This window comes from Acinetobacter amyesii (assembly GCF_002018365.1).
In the GTDB taxonomy this organism is placed as follows: Bacteria; Pseudomonadota; Gammaproteobacteria; order Pseudomonadales; family Moraxellaceae; genus Acinetobacter; species Acinetobacter amyesii.
The window spans coordinates 99289-122482 of the sequence record NZ_MVKX01000004.1 but is presented as its reverse complement, the minus strand read 5'-3'; the positions used below and the strand labels follow the sequence as shown (position 1 = coordinate 122482).

Genomic DNA, 23194 nt, shown 5'->3' with positions numbered 1-23194 from the left:
CACTATGAGCATTTTGAACGAAGGTTATGTTGTGGATGTCCCATATCCGACTTTTGTGCATCGACAAGCCATGCCAGTTTGGTTAAGTAGTCTTGCCCAACTTAAAGGTAATCAAGCCCCAGATCTTCAAAAGCCATATCGTTACTTAGAACTCGGCTGCGCCATGGGCATTCATTTAAATTTAACTGCTGCCGCGAATCCAATGGGACATTTCGTTGGAGTTGATTTTAATGCACAGCAACTCTTGGTTGCCAAAGAGGGGATTCAAAGCACAAATATTCAAAATCTTGAATTTATTCATGCGAGTTTTGAGCAGCTTGAACAACAAGATTTAGAGCCTTTCGATTTTATCGTGACGCATGGCGTATGGTCTTGGATTTCGGATGAAAATCAAAAAACGTTATTGAGGATTATTGATAAATTTTTGAAGCCCAATGGACTAGTTTATTGTAGTTATATGAGCTATCCGGGCGCTGCGGAATTGAGTTCAGTACAAAAACTCATGTCTGAAATGTCAAAGAACTTAAAAGGCAATTCGGCAGAGAAAGCGGTTCAAAGTTTGTCTTTTGTCCAAAAGCTAGGACAGCAACAAGTCGGGATATTTACTCAAATTCCGAGTTTGAATCAAACTTTGGCAAATTTAGCGCAAGACAAACCGAACTATATTGCACATGACTTTTTATCTGAACATTGGCAGCCGCAGCATTCGGCTGACATGATTCGTGCATTTGGCAAACAGCACTTATCCTTTATCACGGGTGCCAATATTGCAGAACATATAGATGCCGTGAGTTTGAAACCCGAAGTTCAAAAACTCATACAATCCCTTCCTCTAGTGACGCTACAAGAAACGGCACGTGATATTGCATTAAATAGTCTGCAACGGCAGGATATTTATATTAAAAATCGAAAAAAACTCAGTGCAACCGAATTTGAAAAGGCGTTATCACAAATCAAATTTGGTGTCATGCCACACGCACCTGTGCATAAAAGTTTGAGCAATAATCCAAAAATAGGGCGAGTACACGATATTCTTCCGATTTGTGAGTACATTTTAAAACTGTTAGAAAAACAGGATTTGAGTCTGCTCGAAATGGCCCAAAGCCTTAAGTTAAATATTCAACCCTTGCAACTACGCGATATCTTATTAATTTTGGTCTGGGCAGGCTATATCCATCCTCTCAATCCAGAAACTCAGGCACGTTTTGAACAACCGATGAATGCTTGGATGCAGCAGCAACAATTGGCTTGGAGATGCATCGCTAAATATGGGACAGCCGTTGAATAATTCATTGATGTTGTCCATACGCTAAATCTTTAAAGGTTGAGTCAGCAGGAGAGGTCATTTTTAGCAACTAAATGAGAATGATTATTAGAATTACTTGCAATATTATTTCTTGTGTTTACAATGTGCAACACAATATTCAAGATTTCTCCATAAATACGTTCATTTGGAAGCACTCAATGACCAAACAACTATTAAAATCAACGCTTACACTTTCAATACTCTGTGCATTGGTAAGTTTGTCGCATGCAGAAAATGTGCAAACTGAAGCAACAGACGAATCCGTAACGAAGATGGAAACCATTGTTGTTACCGCAGCAGAACAGGTTAAACAATCATTAGGTGCTTCAAAAATTACGGCAGAAGATTTAGAAAAAATGCCGGTTGTGAATGATATTTCAGAGTATGTGCGCCGTATGCCGGGTGTGAATTTGACTGGTAACAGCGCCACCGGGCAACGTGGTAATAACCGTCAGATTGATATCCGTGGCATGGGGCCTGAAAACACGTTGATCCTAATTGATGGCAAGCCTGTAAATTCGAGAAACTCAGTACGTTATGGCTGGCGCGGTGAGCGTGATACTCGTGGCGATTCGAACTGGGTACCTGCAGATGCTATTGAGTCGATTGAAGTGCTGCGTGGTCCAGCAGCAGCGCGTTATGGTTCAGGTGCGATGGGTGGTGTGGTCAATATTAAAACCAAGAAAGTGACCAATGAAGTGCATGGCTCTGTGGAAGTTTTTACCAATCAGCCTGAAGACGCTAAAGAGGGTGCAAGTCACCGTGAAAGCTTTAACTTAAGCGGGCCAATTCTCAAAGATGTCCTTTCATATCGTTTATACGGTAGTTATAACAAAACCGATTCAGATGCTGCGGATATTAATGCCTTAATGGACAATGGCGCGCGTATGGCGGGTCGAGAAGGCGTTGAAAATAAAGATATCGCAGGGCGCTTGGCTTGGCAGTTGAATGATCAACAAGTCTTGATGTTTGACGCAAGTGTTGGCCGTCAAGGCAACCGTTTTGCAGGCGACAGTCAAAACAGTGTATTTGATCCAGCCGATCCAAACAAAGCGCCTATTCTATCTGCTTTAATCGGTGAAGAAACCAATACCATTTATCGTGATAGTTTTGCATTAACCCATGAAGGCACATGGGGTTGGGGTGATAGTAAACTCATTGCGCAATATGACAAAACCAAAAATAAGCGCCTACCTGAAGGGACTGGTGGTAGTACAGAAGGGCAGATTAATAATCTTGAAAATAAACAAACGTCACATCTAGAAACCATTCGTTTTAATGCAGAAGCCAATCTGCCGTTCCAATGGTATGTTCCACAAGTATTAACTTTAGGCGCTGAATGGGTCGAAGATGACTTTACCGATACGGTTAATACACAAGCTGGCGCAGGCGGTTTTGGTGATGTGCTGACTTCAGGTGACCGTTCACACATGGATTCACGGATTGCGTCAGCTTATATTGAAAACAATATGAACTTGGGCCAAAACACCGATGTTGTTTTGGCACTGCGCTATGATAATCATAGTAAATCGGGTGATAGCTGGAGTCCAAGTCTCAATATTACGCAAAAGCTTGGCGACTATTGGACACTAAAAGGTGGTGTGGCTAAGGCGTATAAAGCACCCAATATGTACCAAAATGCGGAAGGTTATCTGTTAAGTACTCGTGGTAATGGCTGTCCAATTGGGCTGAGCCAATGTCTATTACAAGGTAATGGTGATCTCAAACCTGAAACTTCAGTGAATAAAGAATTAGGTGTACAGTTCGAAAAAGACATCGTGAATGCAAGCTTTGCATGGTTCCGTAATGATTATAAAAATAAGATCGTTGCAGGGGATACACGTCTAGAAGAACTAGAAGTAAATGGAACAACATATAATGTACTGCGTTGGATGAATACGCCAGAAGCCTTGGTGGAAGGTGTTGAAGGAAGTATTTCTTTGGATTGGGGGGATATCACGTGGACCAATAACGTCACCTATATGATCAACTCTGAAGATAAACGTACTGGCAATCCACTGTCAGTGATTCCAAATTACACCATAAACTCTATTTTGAACTACAACATCACGGATCGATTAGACAGTAACTTTGTCTATACCCAATATGGACGTCAAAAACCACGTCAATATGCAGAAACCAGTCTTGAAAGCAAAGATGGCTTGGCGATGGATAGCGTGAAAAGTTATGGCATTGCAGGCATTAACTTTGGTTATAAATTTAATGCGGATTTGAGTGCTCGTATCGGTGTGAATAACCTATTTGATGAGCAAAAACTGCGTGATAAAACCGTCAACCAAACATATAACGAGCCGGGTCGTGCTTACTATGCAAGTTTGAAATACCAATTCTAAGTATTTCCAAAAGAAAAGCCGCTTAACGCGGCTTTTTTTTATGCTTGGATATTTAAAATTTTCAGTACTTCACTTGAGTAGTAAAACTGTTCTAAATACAGACGGGAACGCTCACGTATATATCCTGACTCAATCATTTGTTGAACGATAGGATTGAGTAAGTTTTGAAGTTCATGCTGAATCAGTGCTTCATCAATATTTAAATCACGCAGCAATAAATCAAAAGGGCGTTCTGCATTGCGCACGTACCAAGCGTATACGCCATCATGCACTTGCTGTTTCATATACTCAGACTGTCGCATAAAGTCCCAAATTTCATGACCCATCGCAACCGTTAGCGGCAAGTCCTGAACTTCAACATAGTTCTTTAATACCGAAACTGGCAGCGCTTTAATTTTATGCCACAAATTGGCTTGAAAATGGTATAGCTTATGATCATCAAAGTGCTGATTTAACACGGTTTCACTCATTTGACTGAGCTTTAAAATATTCTTTTGCAAGTATTTGCTGACAGCATTATCTAAATTGGTATCTGTGACATTTTCCAGTACCGATTTCCCCATTTTCATAAATCGTGAAACACCGGGTACCGATTTTGCAATCACTGAGTTGTCTAAATAATCTTGTATCGCATGTTGAATCAACTGACTGATCATGGCTGAAAATGCAGGATTGTTGACCATGGTATGAATTAAACGCTGACGATGTCCCTGTTTACTCGCTACATACTGTGCAATTTTATCGATGGTCAATACTGGGATAATTTCGGCAATTGTGGTGCTGTCATTTGCAGGGTGAATCAGTGCAAATTTGATATGTTCAGCAATTTGCTCAATCAGAAATTGACTTGCAGCGGTATTTAATATTTGCTTTTGCAACAAGGCATTGATTTGATCAAAACTCCAAATCTGCTGCAAAGATTGTTTACGAAACCATTGATAAAAATGGGTGAATTCAGTGGCTACGGTATCATTGTGTGAAAAGCTCTGATCTAAAAAGTTCAGTTGAGCGTCAATCAACTGCTCAATCATCGGGTTTTTCTGCATACTTTCCCTGAAGTCCCAGTGATGGGGATCTAAAAATGGCGAATGCTCAGTTTAACTGAATCAGTTTATCTACCAAAGGGTTTTTAAACTTTTGACTTTTCGCGAGGAAAGGCAAGTAATGGTCTGCAACTTGTTGTTCAGCTTCTAAGATTGGCATATGACCGACGTTATTTAAAATCACTGGGGTTTCTGCACGTTTCAGTAAAGACTTGAGTTCGCCAGCCACTTCAACATTAAAGATTTTATCTTGTTTGCCCCAAAGGATCAGGGTTGGGGCTTCCACCGTTCGTGTTAATCGAGCAAAAGTTTCAGGGGTGTAGATTCGATTGAGCGTGACGACTTGATCGATCATTTTACTGGTGAAGGGCGCACGCGCAATTAAGATATTCTCCTGCGCTTCTTTAAGCTGTGTTGGAACATTGGGCGGATTTTGCATGAGTTTATGCATGACATCATCTAAATCCCCCGGTTTTGAAACGATTAAATTTTTAAGTTTATACGGGTCTCGGGTATAACTGGTATTGGCTTGTTTATAAATGCCCGCGCTGTTGAGTAAAAATAAGCTTTGGGTGTCAAAAGGATATTGAGAGGCATATACCGTGGCAATGGAACCACCCAATGAGTGACCTGCGACATTCAGTTTATCTTCAATATCTATTTTAAGGACAAACTGGCGTAGTTGTTCCGTGACATTCGGCACTGAGACATCAAAATCGACCGGCACATGGGTATCGCCATTGGCCGGAAGGTCGGGGATGATCACGTGATAGTTCGGTGTTAAATAATGCGCAACACGATTCCAATTATCACGTGTGCCGCCTAAACCATGAATCAGCAAGATAGTGGGTTTAGAGCGTTGACCACCTTCGCTATAACTCCAATTCACATTGCCGACTTGAACGCTATGTGTGACTAAACCTGCCGCTTTACGTTCTTGGCTCAAATAGTTTTGCACGATAGAGGGTACAGCCAGGTTTTTGCTGATGGGAGACGGATTTGCAGCCAAAGTATGGTTGGCAGTAAACGTCATACAGCAAATCGTTGCTAGCTTGAAAAAGCCAAAAACGCGTGAATGATGTCCTTTCATTGACGTTTACCCCAGTTAAATCGAATCGATATATTTTTTAGATCATTTATATGACTATTATCAGAATGGGCTGAAATAGCGAAAGCGTATATTTATGAAATATATTGTAAATTAAAAATGACCTTTGTCATCCATTGCTTTTTTGACGTGGTTAAACTTGCGTTTTAATAATGTGAACCATTACAGAAAAAATAATTTTTTTTGATGAATGTGGAGTAGCATTTTCTATCAAGTTGCATCGTCGTAGAAAAAATTCACAGCAATTGTTTTTGCAAGTGACAATCGATTCGACTGGGATTAAAATATTGCAACTTCGGATATGGGTAATTAGAACATGCTAGCAGCAGCAGAAGCTTTAGATCGTTTAAAGAAAGGGAATCAACGTTTTGTAAACGGTGAAACGAATCACCCGAAGCTTTTGACGCATCAACAACGTGCTGAAATGGCCGAAAGCCAAGAACCTTTTGCGATTATTTTAGGATGTTCAGACTCACGTGTTCCTGCTGAAATGGTATTTGACCAAGGCTTAGGCGATTTATTCGTGATTCGTGTTGCAGGTAATATTGTGGCACCGTCTCAAGTCGGTAGCGTGGAATTTGCAGCAGAAAGCTTTGGATGTCCTGTGGTTATTGTATTGGGTCATACACACTGTGGTGCGATTCATTCTACGATTGAAGCTTTAACTAACCCTGCGACACCACCATCAGCAAACTTGATGTCGATTGTGAACCGCGTTCGTCCATCTGTAGAAATACTTATGCAAACTGAATTGAAAGATGACCTCGAAAAACTTTCAATGCATGCAGTACGTTCAAATGTTTTTGCATCAGTGAATCAACTTCGTCATGGTTCAGCAGTCCTCGAAAACTTAATTGCGCAAGGCAAATTAAAAGTTGTGGGCGCTGAGTATTCACTCGAAACGGGTGAAGTAAGCTTCTACGATTTCTAAGCAAACTACAGTAAATACAAGATATTAAAAAAGGCGCTCAGATGAAGCGCCTTTTTTTATGAACCGATTTTCACCAACTAAATTTATAAGCTTGCTTTGATCAATGGATAAGCATTGTTCAGCAAAATTGGTTGCGCTTTGGCATTCGGGTGAATCTGATCTTGTTGCATCAAGTTTTTATGCCCAGCCACCCCTTGCATAAAGAAAGGCAATAATTTGACTTTGTACTGTTGGCTCAACACTTGATAGTTATTTTCAAAAGCTTGGCTATATGCCTTGCCATAATTCGGTGGAATTTTCATTCCAAATAAAATGACTTTCGATTTGGCCTGTTGGCTTTTTTGAATTAATTGCGCTAAATTTTTTTGAATTTGTGCAGGGGGCTGTCCGCGTAAACCATCATTACCACCTAACTCAATCACCACAAGGTCTGGACGATGGGTTTGCAAGAGTTTAGGCAGTCGTGCCAAAGCACCACTGGTGGTTTCACCGCTGACACTTGCATTGACCACTTTATGTTGTTTCGGATACTGTTGGTCTAGACGTTTTTGTAATAAGTGGACCCAACCTTGCTGCACTGAAACACCATAACCCGCACTTAAGCTATCGCCCAAAATCATAATGGTTTTGGCAGAGAGCAGCATCGGGCAGAACATCAGTGCAATAGCCAGCAAGTAACTCAATAGACGATTATTTTGAATGCGATTTTGCATATAGGGAAGATATGACCCAACTCACGACAGATGTTGACATCATGCCACAGGCGATTATTTCTGCACAGCAATTGACACAAAAGATACAACTTCCACAAAAACAGTTATCGATCTTCGAACAACTCGATCTTGAAATCTTTGCAGGGGAACAAGTTGCGATTACTGGTCGTTCTGGTTCAGGTAAATCCACGTTGTTGGGTATTTTGGCGACACTAGATCAGGCCAGTTCGGGACAATTACGGGTCTGTGGTCAAGACATTCATCTATTAAATGAAGAACAGCGTGCTCAAGTGCGCTTGGCCCATATTGGTTTTGTCTTTCAGTCTTTCCAGTTGTTGCCACATTTAACGGCTCTGGAAAATGTCATGCTGCCGCTACGGCTACAAGCAAATTTTCAGGTCAAAGCCGCAGAAGAAAAAGCATTAAAACTGTTAGCAAAGGTCGGACTAGAACGACAAGCGCATCAAGCCCCTAAAGTTTTATCCGGTGGTGAGCAGCAACGGGTTGCGATTGCCCGTGCTTTGGTGAGTGAACCCGATCTGATCTTTGCAGATGAACCGACAGGCAATTTAGACAGTGCAACTGCACAGGAAATTGAACAACTGTTATTTCAGTTAAATCGTGAAATGGGAACCACTTTGGTATTGGTGACGCATGATGCCGATTTGGCCCGTAAATGTCAGCGCCATTTTGAATTGGTCAATGGTCAATTGATTGAGCATCGAACAGGAGATGCTGCATGAATCTTTTGGCACTGTTTCGACCACTCTTACAGCTGAGTTTTAAAACCACGGGTGTGTATTTATTATTGATCGCACTAACCTTGGCGATCAGTGCCACCACGGCTTTAAAGTTTAGTAATGTACAAATTCAAAATGCTGTAGCGCTACAAGCTGCTGAAATGTTGGCAGCAGATTTGGTGCTGACAGCCAATGAACCAATTCCACAAGAGTGGCAACAACAAGCCAAAACACAGCAATTAAAACAATCCAATGTCACGCTATTTAGCAGTATGGCTCACACCGATCAGCAATTTGTCATGGTCAATGTCAAAGCCGTTGATGCTGCATTTCCATTAAGAGGTGAACTCGAAACAGAACCGAAACTAAACCGTTCCATACAAGCAGGTGAGGTCTGGTTAAGTCCGCGTGCTATGGATTTGTTGGGTGTAAAGGTTGGAGATCAGATCAATATTGCTGATGCTCCTTTTCAAGTCAGTGCCAAAATCATCCATGACACCAATCAGGAACTCGGCTTCAGTGGCTTTTCACCGACGGTTATAATTGCGCAGTCTGAGGTGGCGAGAACCAATGCCATCCAAGTCGGGAGTCGGATTGAATATCGTCTGTTAATGGCTGGAAATGCGCAAAATACCCAGCGCTTTGAAAAACTGTATAAGCAGAAATTTGGCGATCAAAGCGAAGATCGTGCTGCTAACTCAGATCATGCGCAGGTTCAAGATGCGGCTCAAAGCAGTTTAAAATTGAGAAATGCCAGTGAAGGCAATACCCGCTTGATGAAGCCGATTGCCAATCTAGAAACGTTTTTACAACTGGCCAATATTTTAACTATTCTACTTTGTGGCATCGCCATCGCATTAACCAGCCAGCGCTATGTACAACAAAATCAAGATGCTATTGCACTGATGCGCTGTATTGGATCGACCAAACAGCAAATATTAAGTGCTTATTTAGCTTTACTGTTGGTTGTACTCGGGCTTTCAATCTTGTTTGGAAGTTTGATTGGTCTGGGATTGGGCTATGGCTTATTGCAACTCATGCTACAGCTGATTCCAAATTTACAATTAGAGTTTTCAGCCCTGTCTATGCTGCTTGGGCCACTTCCAATTGCAATATTCACCAGTGCGATTGTGCTATTAGGTTTTGTTCTTCCGAGTCTTTGGCAATTATTAGGGACGCCGCCAGCACGGGTGATACGACAACAAGAGCGTTCTGTACGTTCCATGCTTTGGATGCTCAGTTTCGGAACACTCAGTTTGGTGGTGTTTTGTGTGGTTTTAACTGAAAATTTACAGCTCACTCTGTGGCTGATTTGCGCCATCATCTTCCTGTGTGTCGGCCTATATATGATGGTCTGGCTCAGTTTGAAAGCCTTCAAAAGTTGGGGGACGAAAATCTCAGCGTATATACGCACACCGTATCAAACGGCAATTCAAATTACCGCATTAGCATTGGGGCTAAGCCTGATCACGGTTTTAGCGGTATTGCGTACAGATTTGCTGGAACGTTGGCAACAACAATTGCCACAAGGGACACCTAACCAATTTGTTTATGGATTACCGCCATTTGAGTTGCAGGATTTTAATCAACAACTTAAGCTGCATGGTTGGCAAGGGACGCCGATGTACCCAAATATTCGTGGGCGTTTAGTTGCCAAAAATGATCTCCCTTTTTCGGATGCCTTAATTAAAAGCAATAATTCATTACGCCGTGAATTGAATCTGACTCAGGCCGCAACTTTTCCGAAAGATAATCAAATCATCGCGGGCAGTCAGCACTTTCAACAGGTTAATGAAGTGTCAGTAGAAGTGAAAACCGCACAAGAGCTGGGTATTCAAATTGGAGATCGACTGAGTTTTAGCCTTCCTGAAGGGATTTTACAAGCCAAGGTAATTAACCTTCGTAGTGTGGAGTGGGAAAGTTTTAGTCCAAACTTCTTCTTTATTTTTTCTCCCAAAACCATGGATGAAAATGCTGGTAGTTACTTGGGGAGCTTCTATGTTCCACCGCAAGATAAAAATCAGTTGATTGGTCTGATTCAACAGTTTTCAAATACTGTGTTTATTGATGTCAGTCTGATTTTGGATGAGATCAAACGCATCGTCAGCGTATTGGTTCAGATTATTACCATCTTGGCGCTGTTGGTGAGTATTTCAGGCATTTTAGTTTTGGTCGCATGTTTGAACTTATTTATGGATGAACGTAAAAAAGAAGTGGCACTACTACGTTCCTTCGGCAGTTCCAAGCAAAAGTTAAAGTCGATGCTGAGTTTGGAAGTCGGATTGATGGGGCTAATTTCAGGTGTTGTGGCGTGTATTTTTGCCGAAGTGATCAGTGCGATTGTCAGTTATAAAATGGAACTGGTCATCCAGCTACATGCAGAAATTTGGTTGATCCTCCCATTGGTAATGACCTTAGTCTGTACATTGATCGGACGTTATCGCTTAAGTTATCTTGGCGACATCCCACCCTTAGAAAGTTTGCGTGAACTGAATAGTTAAGGGTGGAGATGGTTAACAGCTGAGCAAGTTAAGAGTGGAGCAGGAACCCAGTACCTAGTTCAGGTTTAGACATGATTTCAACATGTCTGTGTTGATAGCCACTGGTTTCCTTCCACTGTTTAACGTGCTGCGAGAGATTGCTTCATCAGTAGGATAAAGTGTTCCCAAAGCGGTAAAATCGGTTGGATTAATTGTTGGCAATGCAGATAAAACAGATAGCATCCGACAACTGCGGCGATTAGACCGATCATTTGAATGAGCAAGGATTGATGTAATTTTTGTCCTACATACCAAATGAAAGCCAATGCAGCGCCCATCAACATGCCGCCAATATGCGCGGCGTTATTAATCCCACTAATCATAAAGCCCATCGCGAGGTTAATCCCCATCACCATTAATAAGGTTTTTTTATCCAGATAAAATTGCTGTTTAGGTAACATAGGGAGCAGTGAAATAATCGTCAACGCTGCACCCAGTCCCATCACTGCACCCGATGCACCTGCACCAATACTCGGGAAAAGCTGCTGATTGGCTGCACCTTCGGCCAATAATGCATAGCTGTCTTGAATGGTTAAATACCCACTCAACAAACTTCCCATCAGTCCGGCTAAAACATACAGGCCGAGGAAGTAGAAACGACCTAACATTTGCTCGGCAACACTGCCAAAAATATACAAAGCCCACATATTCAACATCAGGTGAATCAGGCCAAAATGAAAAAACATACTGCTGAATAAGCGGATGGGTTCCTCTAAAAAGGTTAAAGGTGCATAATCAGCACCCCAACGCAAAGCATCCAGTGTGTCGGGTTGGCTAACGTTCATTCCATGCAACACTTGCCAGCCAAAGAGTCCAACATTGATGGTAATTAAGAGTGCCGTGATCCACCACAGTTGGATTTGCAGCTTACGGGTTGATACAGCAGGAGGGCTGAGTTCAGACATGCTATTCTTGTACTGTGTCAAAATATTTAAAAATAAGCTTAACATGAAAAAACAGAATTTCTGGAGTAACACACTGACATGAAAGCCTTTATTGTTCGTACATTGTTAATTCTTGTCAGTCTTGTGCTTTTGGTGCAGCTTTGGATCTTTGGTAGTCTGGTGTGGTGGCGTACGCATCCTGTGGAATCGACGATGATGATGCGTTTAGATTATTGGTCTGATCCATCCAAACCGATTAAACACGAATGGCGTGATTACGACCAAATCAGTGATTATGTCAAACATGCTGTTGTTGCGGCGGAAGATGGCAAGTTTTTACAACACAAAGGTTTTGATTGGGAAGGCATGCAAAATGCCTTAGAGCGCAATAAAGATAAAGGCAAAGTGGTTGCAGGTGGATCTACCATTTCTCAGCAATTGGCAAAAAACTTATTTTTATATAATAAGCGTTCATTTATTCGAAAAGGGCAGGAAGCCGTTGCAACATGGATGATGGAACGCATGTGGACGAAGCAACGTATTTTAGAGGTATATCTCAACTCGGTTGAGTTTGGGGACAACATCTATGGCGTAGAAGCTGCAACACAGCACTACTTTGGTAAAAGTTCACGGAGTTTGAGCCGAGAGCAAGCGGCATTTATTGCGGCTATTTTACCTAATCCAAAATATTATGATGAAAATCGACAAGATCGTAAGCTGAATTATCGTAAACGCATGATCCAAAAATATATGCGTTATAGCCATATCCCGAATTAAGAATGATCTAAACACGTGTCAAATGGCATGGCAGCGATTTGAATTACAACAAAAAGCTCATCTTTATGGGCTTTTTTTATGAAATTGTCACAAATTTGAAGCATACTAAACTGAGTACAGCACACATTTTTTAATATGGGTTTGAAATGAATACCGCAGCTGAAGTCGCGCAAGTACCTACTGAATATACTTATAATGATCGTTATATCAATCGAGAGTTATCGATTCTCGACTTTCATCTGCGTGTGCTCGAACAAGCGGTTGATCCGATACATCCATTACTTGAACGCATGAATTTCTTGCTGATCTTTTCACGTAACTTAGACGAATTTTTTGAAATTCGTGTTGCGGGAATGATGGAACAGCTAGACTTAGGTAATGAAAGCCGCAGTCCAGATGGTTTGACACCGAAGCAAGTATTAGATGAAATTTCTGCGACAGCGCATGCGGCAATAGAGCGCCAGTATCGTATTTTAAATCAAGAAATTTTACCCAAACTGCGTGAAGAAGACATTTGCTTCTTACGTCGTGGTGAATTAACCCCTGCACAGTCGGCATGGGTAAAAAAATATTTCCAAGAACAGGTTGCTCCAGTCTTAACACCCATTAGCTTAGATCCGGCACATCCATTCCCTCGCTTGGTGAATAAGTCGCTGAACTTTATTGTGACTCTAGAAGGGAAGGATGCGTTTGGTCGTCAGATTGACTTAGCCGTTGTACCTGCACCACGTTCGTTGCCACGTGTCGTTCGACTCCCCGATGAATTAACCGGTGGCAAAGAACATCACGTGATGCTATCGGCAATTATTCACGAACATGTCTCTGACCTATTCCCTGGCATGACGGCGACGGGTTGCTACCAATTCCGCGTGACGCGTAATGCCGATTTAGCTTTAAATGAAGATGTTGAGGATTTAGCTAAAGCTCTGAAAGGTGAGTTGAATTCTCGTCGTTTTGGTCGCGCCGTTCGTTTGGAAGTGACAGAAAATTGTCCGCAGCATATTTATGAATATTTGCTTGATGAGTTCGATTTAGAAGAAGAGCAACTCTATAAGGTGGATGGGCCAGTTAACCTTGCACGTTTACTGTCTAATTTTAAACGTCCACATTTACGCTATGATGCGCATATACCAGTTATTCCGAAAGTACTCAAAAAATCTGAAAACATTTTTAGTGCGATGCAAAAGCAAGATATTTTGCTACACCATCCTTTTGAATCTTTCGCACCGGTAATTAACCTACTACGTGAAGCTGCACGTGATCCACAAGTTTTGGCCATTAAACAAACGCTTTATCGAAGTGGTGCAGACTCTGAAATTGTGCAAGTTTTAGCGGAAGCAGCACGTAATGGCAAAGAGGTTACCGCAGTAATTGAGCTTCGTGCACGATTTGATGAAGAATCAAATATTGCCGTGGCCAATGTACTACAAGAAGCGGGCGCAGTGGTGGTGTATGGCATCGTGGGCTATAAGACCCATGCCAAAATGATTTTGGTGGTACGCCGTGAAAATAATAAATTGGTGCGTTATGTGCATTTAGGTACGGGTAACTATCACGCGGGCAATGCGCGTATTTATACCGATTATGGCCTATTAACCACCGATAAAGAACTCTGTGAGGATGTACATCGCATTTTCCAAGAACTGACTGGTATGGGCAAAATGGCGAAGTTGAAAAAACTGCTGCATGCGCCATTTACCTTACATGCTCAGCTGATCAATTATATTGATAATGAAATTGCCAATGCAAAAGCAGGTAAGCCTGCGCAAATCATTGTCAAAGTCAATGCATTAACTGAAGTTCAGTTGATCAATAAACTGTATGAAGCGTCACAAGCGGGTGTGCAGATTGATTTAATTATTCGTTCTATTTGTTGTTTGCGTCCGGGGTTACCGGGGCTGTCTGAAAATATTCGCGTACGTTCTATTGTTGGACGTTTCTTAGAACATACCCGAGTTTATTATTTCAGTAATAATGGCGATGCACGGATTTACTGTTCAAGTGCAGACTGGATGGATCGTAATTTATTTAACCGTGTTGAAGCCTGTTTCCCAATTGAAGATCCAGCCTTGAAAAAGCGCATTTATCAATTAGGTTTAGTGAATTATCTAAAAGATAATCAGCAAGCTTGGTTGCTCCAAAGTGATGGGCGTTGGATTCGTACCCATGTTCAAGAGGGTGAGGAAGCACACAATTCACAGCATGTGCTTTTAGATGCATTTAAATAAATGTGCTGAACAAAGTAAAAGGGAGCAATGCTCCCTTTATTTTTTTTAAATTTTCTAGATTATTTTTGAATCCTTTATCTCAGCTAAATTTAGCTGTAGCTACAAATTTTGCGGTAGATATTTTTGACAAAACCATCAATTTGATAGGTTGAAAGTTTTAATTCATTGACCATCTGCTCTTGAGTCGCACTATGGCTGACCATATCCAAAATTTGGTATTCAGCTGGATTTAGACTGAGCTGTTTCGGCGCTGCATTTTGCGGACTAAAAGTTTCACTCAATAAAAATTTAGCAAAAGTTGGGTGCAGGGCAGCGCCACCTCTTAAAATGGTTTTCAGCTGGTTATAAGTGTCTTCAATCGGTTGTTGAATCAACATATAGGCGGTTGCACCTAACTGAATTGCATGTAATGTTAAATCTGCAGACTGTTCATTGACTAAAATGATGAGATTACTCGAAGGATAGATCTTTTTAATTTTATGGATGAAAGAGATATCAGACTGTTGAGTGACCACTAAAAAGATTAAATTGGGCAATTGATTGAAAATTTGCTGTTCCGCATCTGCTAAATTTTCTGAAAATGTAATGAGGTCTTCAGGATAACCGAGGTCTCCTAAGATGTTAAACAGCACTGTTTTTGAAGTCATTGATTGATGATCAATGATCAAAACGGGTACTGGCAATAAAAATTCACTCATCATACATTTCGCTCATTTATTATTTTTAATCAAATTGCATTTCCATAATGTGCATGAAAGTGAATTAGAAAAATATACCTAGAAGTAGTGATTTATACATCAAAGTATAATTAAGTTATTGTGATATAATGGAATTTAATTAATGTATGGTTTTCTATGTTTTTCATTATGTTGAATGCAAAGATTTATAGTTTTTTCGTTTTTATTTTTAGAATATTGATTAAATAATCATCAGATTTAGATTCGAATTGAAAATAATAAATGAAATGTGAAAGCAGTATTTTGACAACTAATAAATTGAACTGTTTCTGATGTGAGTTAATATTCACCTATTGCTTAGTTATTTTAAACATGAATATTAGTGACTATTTAAAATAATGTGATTTATTTCTCATCAATGTTTATTTTATAGCACAAAACACAATTATAAAAAAAGCCCTTTGAAAATGAATCAGACGTACTTTATCTAAAATACCTGAAACTAGTGATTTTAACGAAAGTTATATTTTACTAAGATGTATTTATCTTCTTACTTATCTGGCTAGTGTGAAGATATTATCGAGGCGATGAATTGAGATATACATCAAGTCATAATTACCTTATCAGGCTACCTATTTGGGTTAGCCTTTTCTTTTTTCTAGATACTATATTTTTATTATTTTCAATTTTTAAACTCATCTCAATATTATTATTTCTGAAAAATAAAAAAGAGAGCGCAGGGCTCTCTTTAATATTCATGGATTGAATTAGTGCAGATTACTGGTGATTTTCTGCAAGATTTGAAGCAATACATCAAATTCACTTTGAAGCGGCGTACTTTTACGCGTTACCAATGCTAATGTGCGTGTAGGACTAGCTTCAATTTCTTTCACAGCCAAATCTTCATTGGCTTTGATCATATTGGTATGAACTGCAATTTCAGGCAATAAGGTAAAGCCTAAATCTGCGGAAACCATTTCAACCAAAGTTGGCAATGAGCTTGCTTTTAAACGATGGTCATTTTTACGTTCACCAATCGGGCAAGCACTCAAAGCATGATCACGTAAGCAATGGCCTTCTTCAAGCAACATTAAACGTGATAAATCTAAGTCGTCTAAAGATTTCGCTTGAGCTGCATTTTGGTCAGCTTTGTTGTACACCAAGAACAATTTTTCTTTGTTTACTTCTGCAACTTTCAAGCTACGTGTATCAAAAGGAAGAGCAAGTAATACGATATCTAGATTACCGTGCTCAAGTTTCTCAACAATTTTTTCACTTTGTGCTTCATGTAAGTGCAATTGAATTTTTGGTAATTGCTTATGCACTTCTTCTAATAATGGCGCAAGTAAGAACGGCGCAATAGTAGGAATGACCCCTAGATGTAAATCACCCGTTAGAGGTTCGCTCATTTCACGACTTAAACGCATTAGGTCTTGCGCATCTGCCAATAGAACTCGGGCTCGTCCGACAACTTGTTCGCCAAGAGGAGTTAAACGCACGTTTTGACGGTCGCGTTCTACCAATACGCCACCTAGTAAACGCTCAAGTTCCATGATCCCGCCAGACAAAGTTGACTGGGTGACAAAAGAACGACGCGCAGCTTCAGTAAAGTGTAGCGTTTCTGACAGTGTTACTAGATATGACAGCTGTCTTAAGGATGGTAATGCAGCCATAGTGTCCTAATTTATGATTTAAAGTGATCAGCAAACAAACCGCTAAGATATGGAATAAAATGCGGTGGGATATCATGCCCCATTCCATCAATTAATTCAAATTTAGCACCTGAAATAGCCTTTGCAACGGCCTTACCATGGCTTGGCGGCAGCAAACGGTCACGAGCTCCATGAACCACAATGGTTTTATGCTGAATTTGTTTATCCAACTGCAGCAGGGAACCTGTACATAATATTGCTAAAAACTGTTGAAGTACACCCGCTGGGTAATAACTCCGCTTATAGAGTTTACGTGCAGTTTGTATCGCTTCAAGCTGATTAATATAGCCTGGAGAGCCTATAATATTAAAAACTTTCAGACTATGGTTAATAATGCCATCTTCATCGTTAGATTCAGGTTTTTCAATTAGACTAAATAATTGCTTTGGAAATGGCGGTGGAAGTAAGGGTTGGATGTTACTGGTAAAAAGTAAACTTAAATTGTGCACTTTGTCAGGATAGCGTGCTGCCACGATTTGAGCGATCATGCCTCCCATCGAAGCGCCTAAAATATGGACTTTATCAAGTCCCATACGATCAATTAATAGTGCAACATCGTCTGCCATATCGTAGAGATCATAGGGCGCACCTTGATTCTCTAGACCTAAGGCAAAACGTCCCATCAATTTAAAGGTGTTGAGACGTGGACCTGGGTTACGAATTTTACTCGACAGACCAATATCACGATTATCAAAGCGAATAACTCGGTAACCTTGATCTATTAGGGACTTACAAAAGAAATCGGGCCAATACAACATTTGTGCGCCGAGTCCCATAATCAGTAAGATTGCAGGATCTTCAGGATGACCACCCACCTCGACATGAAGTTCAATGCCATTGCCTAACTCTACGCGAGTTTCATGCATAAAAGAGGCATAAGGTGAAATATTAAACTGAAGGGCACTATTCATTGTTATTTTCCTTTAAAAAGGACGTCTATTATTATCAGGACGTCCTTGTATTTAAACCTTAAACTGAAGCGGGAATCAAGTCCGGAACCTGCTTAGTCAAAGTTAAGCGTTGCTTCCCAGCAGTTGCACCGAGCAGTACAAATCCACGTAATACGCCATCTTGATCGATTGCACGTGCAATCATGCCATCTTCAAGCTCTTCTGTTTCCCATTGGGTTTCTACATCAATTGGCGCAGGAAGGACAGTTAAAGGTGCAGCAGGTGTTTTAACAGCTACAGGCATGGCTGGATAATGCACAGCGGTATGTTCACCATTGAGGGTTTTTGCCAAAGCACGTGCTTGTTGCATGATTGGCATGACGTATGGCAGAAGGGTACCATTAACTTCAGCACAGTCACCGACAGCATAGATATCTGCCAAGTTGGTTTCTAAGCCTTTATTGGTTAATACACCACGACTGGTGTGAATGCCAGCTTGTTTTGCCAAGTTAATTTCAGGTTGTAAGCCAATCGCAGACAACACAACATCTGCCACTAAGCTTTGACCATTGGCAAGGCTTACTTGATAGTCACCATTTTCAATGCGTGACACTTTTTCGACTGTCGTGCCTAAAACGAATTGAATACCCGTTTCTTCTAAATTACTTTGGAATTTAGCGGCCACATGAGACGGCAGTAGACGACCTAAAGGTTGCGGAGCTAAATCGACCACCGATACTTTCGCCCCAGTATTTTGGAGGTCATTGGCAAATTCACAGCCAATCAAGCCTGCACCTAAAATCACCACACGCTTATCTTCACGTGCTGCAAGTTGTTTACGGAATGCTTTGTAGTGATCTAAATTGTTGACGACATGAATGTCTTCGCTGCCATCACCCGAAATAGCTAAGCGAATTGGATTTGCACCGACGGCTAAAACAAGTTTTGAATACAGTTGTGTTTGAGTTCCATTTTGGCTTTCGATGGTGAGCTCATGTTTTGCTGCATCGATCGCTTTCACCCAACTCTTATTAATAATTTGCATATTGAGTTGAGCTGACATTTTTGCGGCATCACCTAAAGGGATTTGCTCAGGGGCTTTGTTGCCAACGAGTGCATTGGATAATGTTGGTTTAGCATAGTTAATGGCATCATCTGCACAGATCATAATAAGTTCTAGTTCAGGATTTAACTTACGAAATTCACGCGCAACGGCATATCCCGCCATACCAGAACCAATAATGACAATAGGGTGCATACTCAACTCCAAACACATTTCATATTTTTTAAAGACAAAAAAAAGACCATAACGATGATGGTCTTAGATTCTATTTATTAGATTTCAACCATTTCAAAATCTACTTTTGAGACGCCACAGTCTGGGCAAGTCCAATCATCTGGGATATCTTCCCATTTAGTTCCTGCCACGATACCGTCTTGTGGCCAGCCTTCTGCTTCGTCATAAATCCATCCACAAACGATGCACTGATACTTTTTCATTCCATTCTCCAAAAACTGACACAAAATTAAGTCAGTAAATACTTCATAACTGTATAAGTTTATTCCTTAAGGTTAAATCGCCTTATACAGTAGACTCTTATGCTAAATTTTTACGCAGTTCTGACTATAAAGTAAAGTGGCTAAGAGTTTAATGAGTGAAATTAAAAGCAGAATGGCAGTGAGGGACAATAAATATCATCAAAACCCCAGATCTGGGAAAAATTGTCAGACAATATATATGCCTATTGATAGGTGTATTGGAATTCATTTCCGTGAATTGTATTCTAAATACCGCTTTTTATACCCTCATAGACTAAAGTCTTGCAGAAAAAATCTCTAAAATCTTTTATTTTATGATTAGGAAAATATATATTTGATATTTTTTAAATAAATACAATATTAATAATCAATAACTTATGTAAATTCACTGTATTTTAAATATGCGTTTTGGAGGGTTGTTAGCTGTTCTTTTCTCTCAAATCGCGTTAAAATTCACACATTCCTTCCTTAATTTATTTTCTCCTATTATGAGTAATTCTACTGCTGCGGCATTGTGGTCTAACATTCGTACTGTCCAAGATTTTCCAAAACCAGGAATTTGTTTCTTTGACCTTACGCCGTTATTTATGAATAACATCGAATCGTTAACTGATGCCCTAATTGCAAGTATTCCAGCTGAGCAATTGGCAGAAGTAGATAGCTTTATTGCGGTTGAAGCACGTGGTTTTGTTTTGGCAAGTTTACTTGCTCAACGTACGGGTAAAGGTTTGGTCTTGGTACGTAAAGCAGGCAAATTACCACCACCAGTGGTCGGTGTTGGTTACAGCCTTGAATACGGTTTAGATCGTCTTGAAATGTCAGCTGAAATCGAATCACAAAAAGTGATTATTGTGGATGACGTATTGGCGACGGGCGGTACGCTTCGTGCAGTGAAACAATTGGCTGAAAAATGTAAACACCAAGTTTTAGGCGCAAGCATTTTCTTAGATTTGCCTGACTTGCATAAAGATTTAGGTTTAAATATCTGGTCGGTTTTAGATGATAAAACACGTCCTGAAGCAGATGCTGCCTAAACGTCAGCTTTAAAGCGTAAAAAGCCTTGTCTATGACAGGGCTTTTTTATGTCTGATAAAAACGACGCTGCTGCATATGATTTATTTTTTTAAGTAGTTTAATTCGAGATGCTGGATTAAATCATTAATATTTTCAGGGCATTGTAGACGATGGTGTCCGCCATCCATGACTTGAACTTGCATATAATCTTCGAGTTGTTGTTCTGCTTCATACATATCCAAGATTTCATCACCACGTTCGATATAGGCAATTTGTGGAATATCGTGATCCAAATCCATTTCATTGATTGCAGGGTAGTCGTCGCGAAAGTCAGGATGCAGACTGGGGTTGGCAATTACACACGGAATGCGATGAAACAGCGACATTTTCAAAGCCCAATATGCCCCGAGACTATGACCGACGATGATATCGGGCTTAATGGTTTCAATACTCTCGTGGTAAAAATCCGCAACAGTTTGAAAATTTAAGTTGCGATAGTCCACTTCAATGCAGAATTTTTGTTTTGCATCGATGGCATGGAATTTGGTGGATTCACGGGAAGAATCCAATCCATGTAAAAACAGAATTTTCGATAAGCAGGAAGTCATTGTTTTTCTACACACTGTTTTCAGACATTTTGGATGTGTTGAATATTTTATTTTTCAACAATTTTATGACTTCATTGTAGTGAGAATTGTCAAAAAGAGAATTTAGCTTTTGGTCTAATTTGTAGGCATTTAAAAGACTTTAGTCTTAAAGAAAATAGATTAAAAGGTTGAATTAAACTATTGAAATATATCTCAATATATTGATAGTTATAAATATTTTAAAGTACGCAGTTGTCATTATGATATCGCTAAATATTGGCTTGCTGAGTTTAAATATTTAACTTTTATCTCGTGTATATCTGAAAGGTATGGATTAAGCAAACCTGAAGGTATCGCTGTCAAAACATCTTACTTTGATAAATTTCAACTTATTGAAAAAATGCGCACATTGCTTACTGCTCAATTCAAAGGAAATCTGCTATGCTATGCAACTTCCGTTTTTTAACTATTTGAGACAGAGATGACGCAACATAACGCTCAATCGACTTCTGAACAAGCCATTTCCGAAAACGATTTAATTGCACAGCGTCATGCCAAGTTAGAGCACATCAAAGAGCACGCCAAGGAAACAGGTGTTAGCCCGTGGCCTAACACATTTAAGCGTGAGCACTATGCACAAGATCTACAAGACCAATTCGCTGAAAAATCAAAAGAAGAAATTGAAGCAGGCGAACAGGTTTATGTAAAAGTTGCGGGTCGTGTGATGTTGAACCGTGGTTCATTCATCGTAATCCAAGATATGACTGGTCGTATTCAGCTTTATGTACCACGTAAAGAGTTGGATGCTGACGTTCTTTCGACCATTAAAGCACTCGATTTGGGCGATATTATTGCCATTGAAGGTTATATTGGTCGTTCTGGTAAAGGTGACCTTTATGTTCACATTGAACATTTTGAGCTTTTAACCAAATCACTTCGTCCTCTTCCAGACAAATTCCATGGTTTGACTGATACTGAAGTTAAATACCGTAAGCGTTATTTAGACCTCATTATGAACGAAGAAACACGTAAAACTTTTGAAATTCGTGCAAAAGTAGTGTCAGGTATTCGTTCATATTTGAGCAATGAGCGTTTCATGGAAGTTGAAACACCAATGATGCATGTGATTCCAGGTGGTGCGTCTGCGCGTCCATTCGAAACTCACCACAACGCATTGGATATGCCTTTATTCTTACGTATTGCACCTGAGCTTTACTTAAAACGTTTGGTCGTTGGTGGTTTTGAGCGTGTGTTCGAAATTAACCGTAACTTCCGTAACGAAGGTGTATCAACACGTCATAACCCAGAATTCACCATGATCGAATTCTACCAAGCGTATGCAGACTACAAAGACCTGATGGCTTTGACTGAAAATATGCTTGAAAAATTAGCGATCGATATCTTGGGTTCGACTGATGTGCCTTATGGTGAAGAAGTATATAGCTTCAAAGGCCCATTCAAGAAAATTTCGATGTTCGATGCGATTCTTGAACACAACCCAACGTTCACTGCTGAAAATGTTGCTGACCGTGAGTTCCTTGCAAACTTCGTTAAAAATGAACTGAAAGAGCAAGTAAAACCTGGTTTTGGTTTAGGTAAACTTCAAACCATCGTATTTGAAGAAACTGTTGAAACAGAACTTCGTCAACCGACATTCATTACAGAATACCCAGCGGAAACTTCACCATTAGCACGTCGTAATGATGAAAATCCACATATTACAGACCGTTTTGAATTCTTCATTGGTGGTCGTGAATTGGCAAATGGTTTCTCAGAGTTAAACGATCCGATTGACCAAGCTGAACGTTTCCAAGCCCAAGTTGCCGAAAAAGATGCAGGTGATGATGAAGCAATGCATTACGATGCAGACTTCATTGAAGCATTGGAATACGGCTTACCTCCTACAGCGGGTGAGGGTATTGGTATTGACCGTTTGGTCATGTTATTTGCTAATGCTGCAAGTATTCGTGAAGTGATCTTGTTCCCACATATGCGTCATAAAAACTAATTTAGTTTTTGAAATAAAAAACCCGCTTAATGCGGGTTTTATATTTTGTATTTTTATTGAACATCTTTACCGAAATGATGAAAAAAATGAAGGGAGATACAGTTTCACCCTTGAATAAATGAGTTGAAAAATCTAAGGTGGGC

Annotated in this window: 19 protein-coding genes; 9 read left to right on the top strand and 10 right to left on the bottom strand. The window is 40.2% G+C overall.

Features of this window, described 5'->3' with window-relative positions; genetic code table 11:
• The first annotated feature begins 4 nt into the window (after window positions 1–4).
• Together B1202_RS07475 and B1202_RS07470 are read left to right on the top strand one after the other, a co-directional pair.
• Window positions 5–1288 (top strand): class I SAM-dependent methyltransferase, encoded by a 1284-nt coding sequence (locus tag B1202_RS07475; protein ID WP_078189945.1) that lies wholly within the window; start codon window positions 5–7, stop codon window positions 1286–1288.
• A gap of 176 nt (window positions 1289–1464) precedes the next feature.
• A complete protein-coding gene (locus tag B1202_RS07470; RefSeq protein WP_078189944.1) occupies window positions 1465–3660 on the top strand; it encodes a TonB-dependent siderophore receptor in 2196 nt (731 codons plus the stop codon).
• A gap of 38 nt (window positions 3661–3698) precedes the next feature.
• Here the strand turns inward: B1202_RS07470 and B1202_RS07465 are convergent, their stop codons facing one another.
• Both B1202_RS07465 and B1202_RS07460 read right to left on the bottom strand, forming a co-directional pair.
• Window positions 3699–4706 carry a hypothetical protein gene (locus B1202_RS07465; protein ID WP_078189943.1) on the bottom strand — a complete coding sequence of 336 codons (1008 nt, stop codon included), beginning with the start codon at window positions 4704–4706 and terminating at the stop codon, window positions 3699–3701.
• 46 nt (window positions 4707–4752) lie between these two features.
• Window positions 4753–5793, bottom strand: coding sequence for an alpha/beta fold hydrolase (locus tag B1202_RS07460; protein WP_078189942.1), 1041 nt, complete (start codon window positions 5791–5793; stop codon window positions 4753–4755).
• A 334-nt stretch (window positions 5794–6127) separates the two neighbouring features.
• On the opposite strand from B1202_RS07460, the gene B1202_RS07455 reads away from it, so the two are divergent.
• Window positions 6128–6742 carry a carbonic anhydrase gene (locus tag B1202_RS07455; protein ID WP_078189941.1) on the top strand — a complete coding sequence of 205 codons (615 nt, stop codon included), beginning with the start codon at window positions 6128–6130 and terminating at the stop codon, window positions 6740–6742.
• A gap of 83 nt (window positions 6743–6825) precedes the next feature.
• Here B1202_RS07455 and B1202_RS07450 read toward each other — a convergent pair whose 3' ends face one another.
• Window positions 6826–7455 (bottom strand): arylesterase, encoded by a 630-nt coding sequence (locus tag B1202_RS07450; protein WP_078189940.1) that lies wholly within the window; start codon window positions 7453–7455, stop codon window positions 6826–6828.
• Window positions 7456–7466: 11 nt separating this feature from the next.
• On the opposite strand from B1202_RS07450, the gene B1202_RS07445 reads away from it, so the two are divergent.
• Window positions 7467–8198, top strand: a complete 732-nt coding sequence (locus B1202_RS07445; RefSeq protein ID WP_078189939.1) for an ABC transporter ATP-binding protein — start codon at window positions 7467–7469, stop codon at window positions 8196–8198.
• Window positions 8195–10696, top strand: a complete 2502-nt coding sequence (locus tag B1202_RS07440) for an ABC transporter permease (RefSeq protein WP_078189938.1) — start codon at window positions 8195–8197, stop codon at window positions 10694–10696. The genes B1202_RS07445 and B1202_RS07440 overlap by 4 nt, the downstream gene beginning before the upstream one ends.
• Before the next feature lie 119 nt (window positions 10697–10815).
• On the opposite strand, the gene B1202_RS07435 is transcribed toward B1202_RS07440, so the two are convergent.
• Window positions 10816–11640 (bottom strand): rhomboid family intramembrane serine protease, encoded by an 825-nt coding sequence (locus B1202_RS07435; RefSeq protein ID WP_078189937.1) that lies wholly within the window; start codon window positions 11638–11640, stop codon window positions 10816–10818.
• Between the two features lie 78 nt (window positions 11641–11718).
• On the opposite strand from B1202_RS07435, the gene mtgA reads away from it, so the two are divergent.
• Together mtgA and ppk1 are read left to right on the top strand one after the other, a co-directional pair.
• The gene (mtgA, locus tag B1202_RS07430; protein ID WP_078189936.1) at window positions 11719–12396 is read left to right on the top strand and encodes a monofunctional biosynthetic peptidoglycan transglycosylase; all 678 of its coding nucleotides are present in this window, start codon (window positions 11719–11721) and stop codon (window positions 12394–12396) included.
• Window positions 12397–12542: 146 nt separating this feature from the next.
• Entirely contained in the window at window positions 12543–14624 is a 2082-nt protein-coding gene (gene ppk1 / locus B1202_RS07425; protein WP_078189935.1) for a polyphosphate kinase 1, read from the top strand.
• An 89-nt stretch (window positions 14625–14713) separates the two neighbouring features.
• Here the strand turns inward: ppk1 and B1202_RS07420 are convergent, their stop codons facing one another.
• The 5 genes from B1202_RS07420 to rubA form a co-directional block, all read right to left on the bottom strand.
• Window positions 14714–15325, bottom strand: coding sequence for a response regulator transcription factor (locus B1202_RS07420; RefSeq protein ID WP_078189934.1), 612 nt, complete (start codon window positions 15323–15325; stop codon window positions 14714–14716).
• Window positions 15326–16068: 743 nt separating this feature from the next.
• Entirely contained in the window at window positions 16069–16974 is a 906-nt protein-coding gene (oxyR, locus tag B1202_RS07415) for a LysR family transcriptional regulator OxyR (RefSeq protein ID WP_078189933.1), read from the bottom strand.
• Window positions 16975–16985: 11 nt separating this feature from the next.
• A complete protein-coding gene (estB, locus tag B1202_RS07410; protein ID WP_078189932.1) occupies window positions 16986–17924 on the bottom strand; it encodes an esterase EstB in 939 nt (312 codons plus the stop codon).
• 58 nt (window positions 17925–17982) lie between these two features.
• A complete protein-coding gene (locus B1202_RS07405; RefSeq protein ID WP_078189931.1) occupies window positions 17983–19161 on the bottom strand; it encodes an NAD(P)/FAD-dependent oxidoreductase in 1179 nt (392 codons plus the stop codon).
• 77 nt (window positions 19162–19238) lie between these two features.
• On the bottom strand, window positions 19239–19403 hold the full coding sequence (gene rubA / locus B1202_RS07400; RefSeq protein ID WP_005179369.1) for a rubredoxin RubA: 165 nt from the start codon (window positions 19401–19403) through the stop codon (window positions 19239–19241).
• A gap of 527 nt (window positions 19404–19930) precedes the next feature.
• Here rubA and B1202_RS07395 point away from each other — a divergent pair.
• Window positions 19931–20476 (top strand): adenine phosphoribosyltransferase, encoded by a 546-nt coding sequence (locus B1202_RS07395; RefSeq protein WP_078189930.1) that lies wholly within the window; start codon window positions 19931–19933, stop codon window positions 20474–20476.
• An 81-nt stretch (window positions 20477–20557) separates the two neighbouring features.
• Here the strand turns inward: B1202_RS07395 and B1202_RS07390 are convergent, their stop codons facing one another.
• Window positions 20558–21064: a YqiA/YcfP family alpha/beta fold hydrolase gene (locus tag B1202_RS07390; RefSeq protein WP_078189929.1), complete on the bottom strand. Its 507-nt coding sequence runs from the start codon at window positions 21062–21064 to the stop codon at window positions 20558–20560.
• A gap of 460 nt (window positions 21065–21524) precedes the next feature.
• On the opposite strand from B1202_RS07390, the gene lysS reads away from it, so the two are divergent.
• Window positions 21525–23051, top strand: a complete 1527-nt coding sequence (gene lysS / locus B1202_RS07385) for a lysine--tRNA ligase (RefSeq protein WP_078189928.1) — start codon at window positions 21525–21527, stop codon at window positions 23049–23051.
• Window positions 23052–23194 lie beyond the last annotated feature (143 nt).

Excerpts from the sequence above, each read along its gene's own strand:
- rubA (WP_005179369.1), bottom strand. The coding sequence starts at position 19,403 with ATGAAAAAGTATCAGTGCATCGTTTGTGGATGGATTTATGACGAAGCA.
- B1202_RS07445 (WP_078189939.1), top strand. The coding sequence starts at position 7,467 with ATGACCCAACTCACGACAGATGTTGACATCATGCCACAGGCGATTATT.
- B1202_RS07465 (WP_078189943.1), bottom strand. The coding sequence starts at position 4,706 with ATGCAGAAAAACCCGATGATTGAGCAGTTGATTGACGCTCAACTGAAC.
- B1202_RS07420 (WP_078189934.1), bottom strand. The coding sequence starts at position 15,325 with ATGATGAGTGAATTTTTATTGCCAGTACCCGTTTTGATCATTGATCAT.
- ppk1 (WP_078189935.1), top strand. The coding sequence starts at position 12,543 with ATGAATACCGCAGCTGAAGTCGCGCAAGTACCTACTGAATATACTTAT.
- B1202_RS07450 (WP_078189940.1), bottom strand. The coding sequence starts at position 7,455 with ATGCAAAATCGCATTCAAAATAATCGTCTATTGAGTTACTTGCTGGCT.
- B1202_RS07470 (WP_078189944.1), top strand. The coding sequence starts at position 1,465 with ATGACCAAACAACTATTAAAATCAACGCTTACACTTTCAATACTCTGT.
- B1202_RS07455 (WP_078189941.1), top strand. The coding sequence starts at position 6,128 with ATGCTAGCAGCAGCAGAAGCTTTAGATCGTTTAAAGAAAGGGAATCAA.
- B1202_RS07405 (WP_078189931.1), bottom strand. The coding sequence starts at position 19,161 with ATGCACCCTATTGTCATTATTGGTTCTGGTATGGCGGGATATGCCGTT.
- B1202_RS07435 (WP_078189937.1), bottom strand. The coding sequence starts at position 11,640 with ATGTCTGAACTCAGCCCTCCTGCTGTATCAACCCGTAAGCTGCAAATC.
- mtgA (WP_078189936.1), top strand. The coding sequence starts at position 11,719 with ATGAAAGCCTTTATTGTTCGTACATTGTTAATTCTTGTCAGTCTTGTG.
- B1202_RS07395 (WP_078189930.1), top strand. The coding sequence starts at position 19,931 with ATGAGTAATTCTACTGCTGCGGCATTGTGGTCTAACATTCGTACTGTC.
- B1202_RS07390 (WP_078189929.1), bottom strand. The coding sequence starts at position 21,064 with ATGACTTCCTGCTTATCGAAAATTCTGTTTTTACATGGATTGGATTCT.
- B1202_RS07440 (WP_078189938.1), top strand. The coding sequence starts at position 8,195 with ATGAATCTTTTGGCACTGTTTCGACCACTCTTACAGCTGAGTTTTAAA.
- lysS (WP_078189928.1), top strand. The coding sequence starts at position 21,525 with ATGACGCAACATAACGCTCAATCGACTTCTGAACAAGCCATTTCCGAA.
- B1202_RS07460 (WP_078189942.1), bottom strand. The coding sequence starts at position 5,793 with ATGAAAGGACATCATTCACGCGTTTTTGGCTTTTTCAAGCTAGCAACG.
- B1202_RS07475 (WP_078189945.1), top strand. The coding sequence starts at position 5 with ATGAGCATTTTGAACGAAGGTTATGTTGTGGATGTCCCATATCCGACT.
- oxyR (WP_078189933.1), bottom strand. The coding sequence starts at position 16,974 with ATGGCTGCATTACCATCCTTAAGACAGCTGTCATATCTAGTAACACTG.
- estB (WP_078189932.1), bottom strand. The coding sequence starts at position 17,924 with ATGAATAGTGCCCTTCAGTTTAATATTTCACCTTATGCCTCTTTTATG.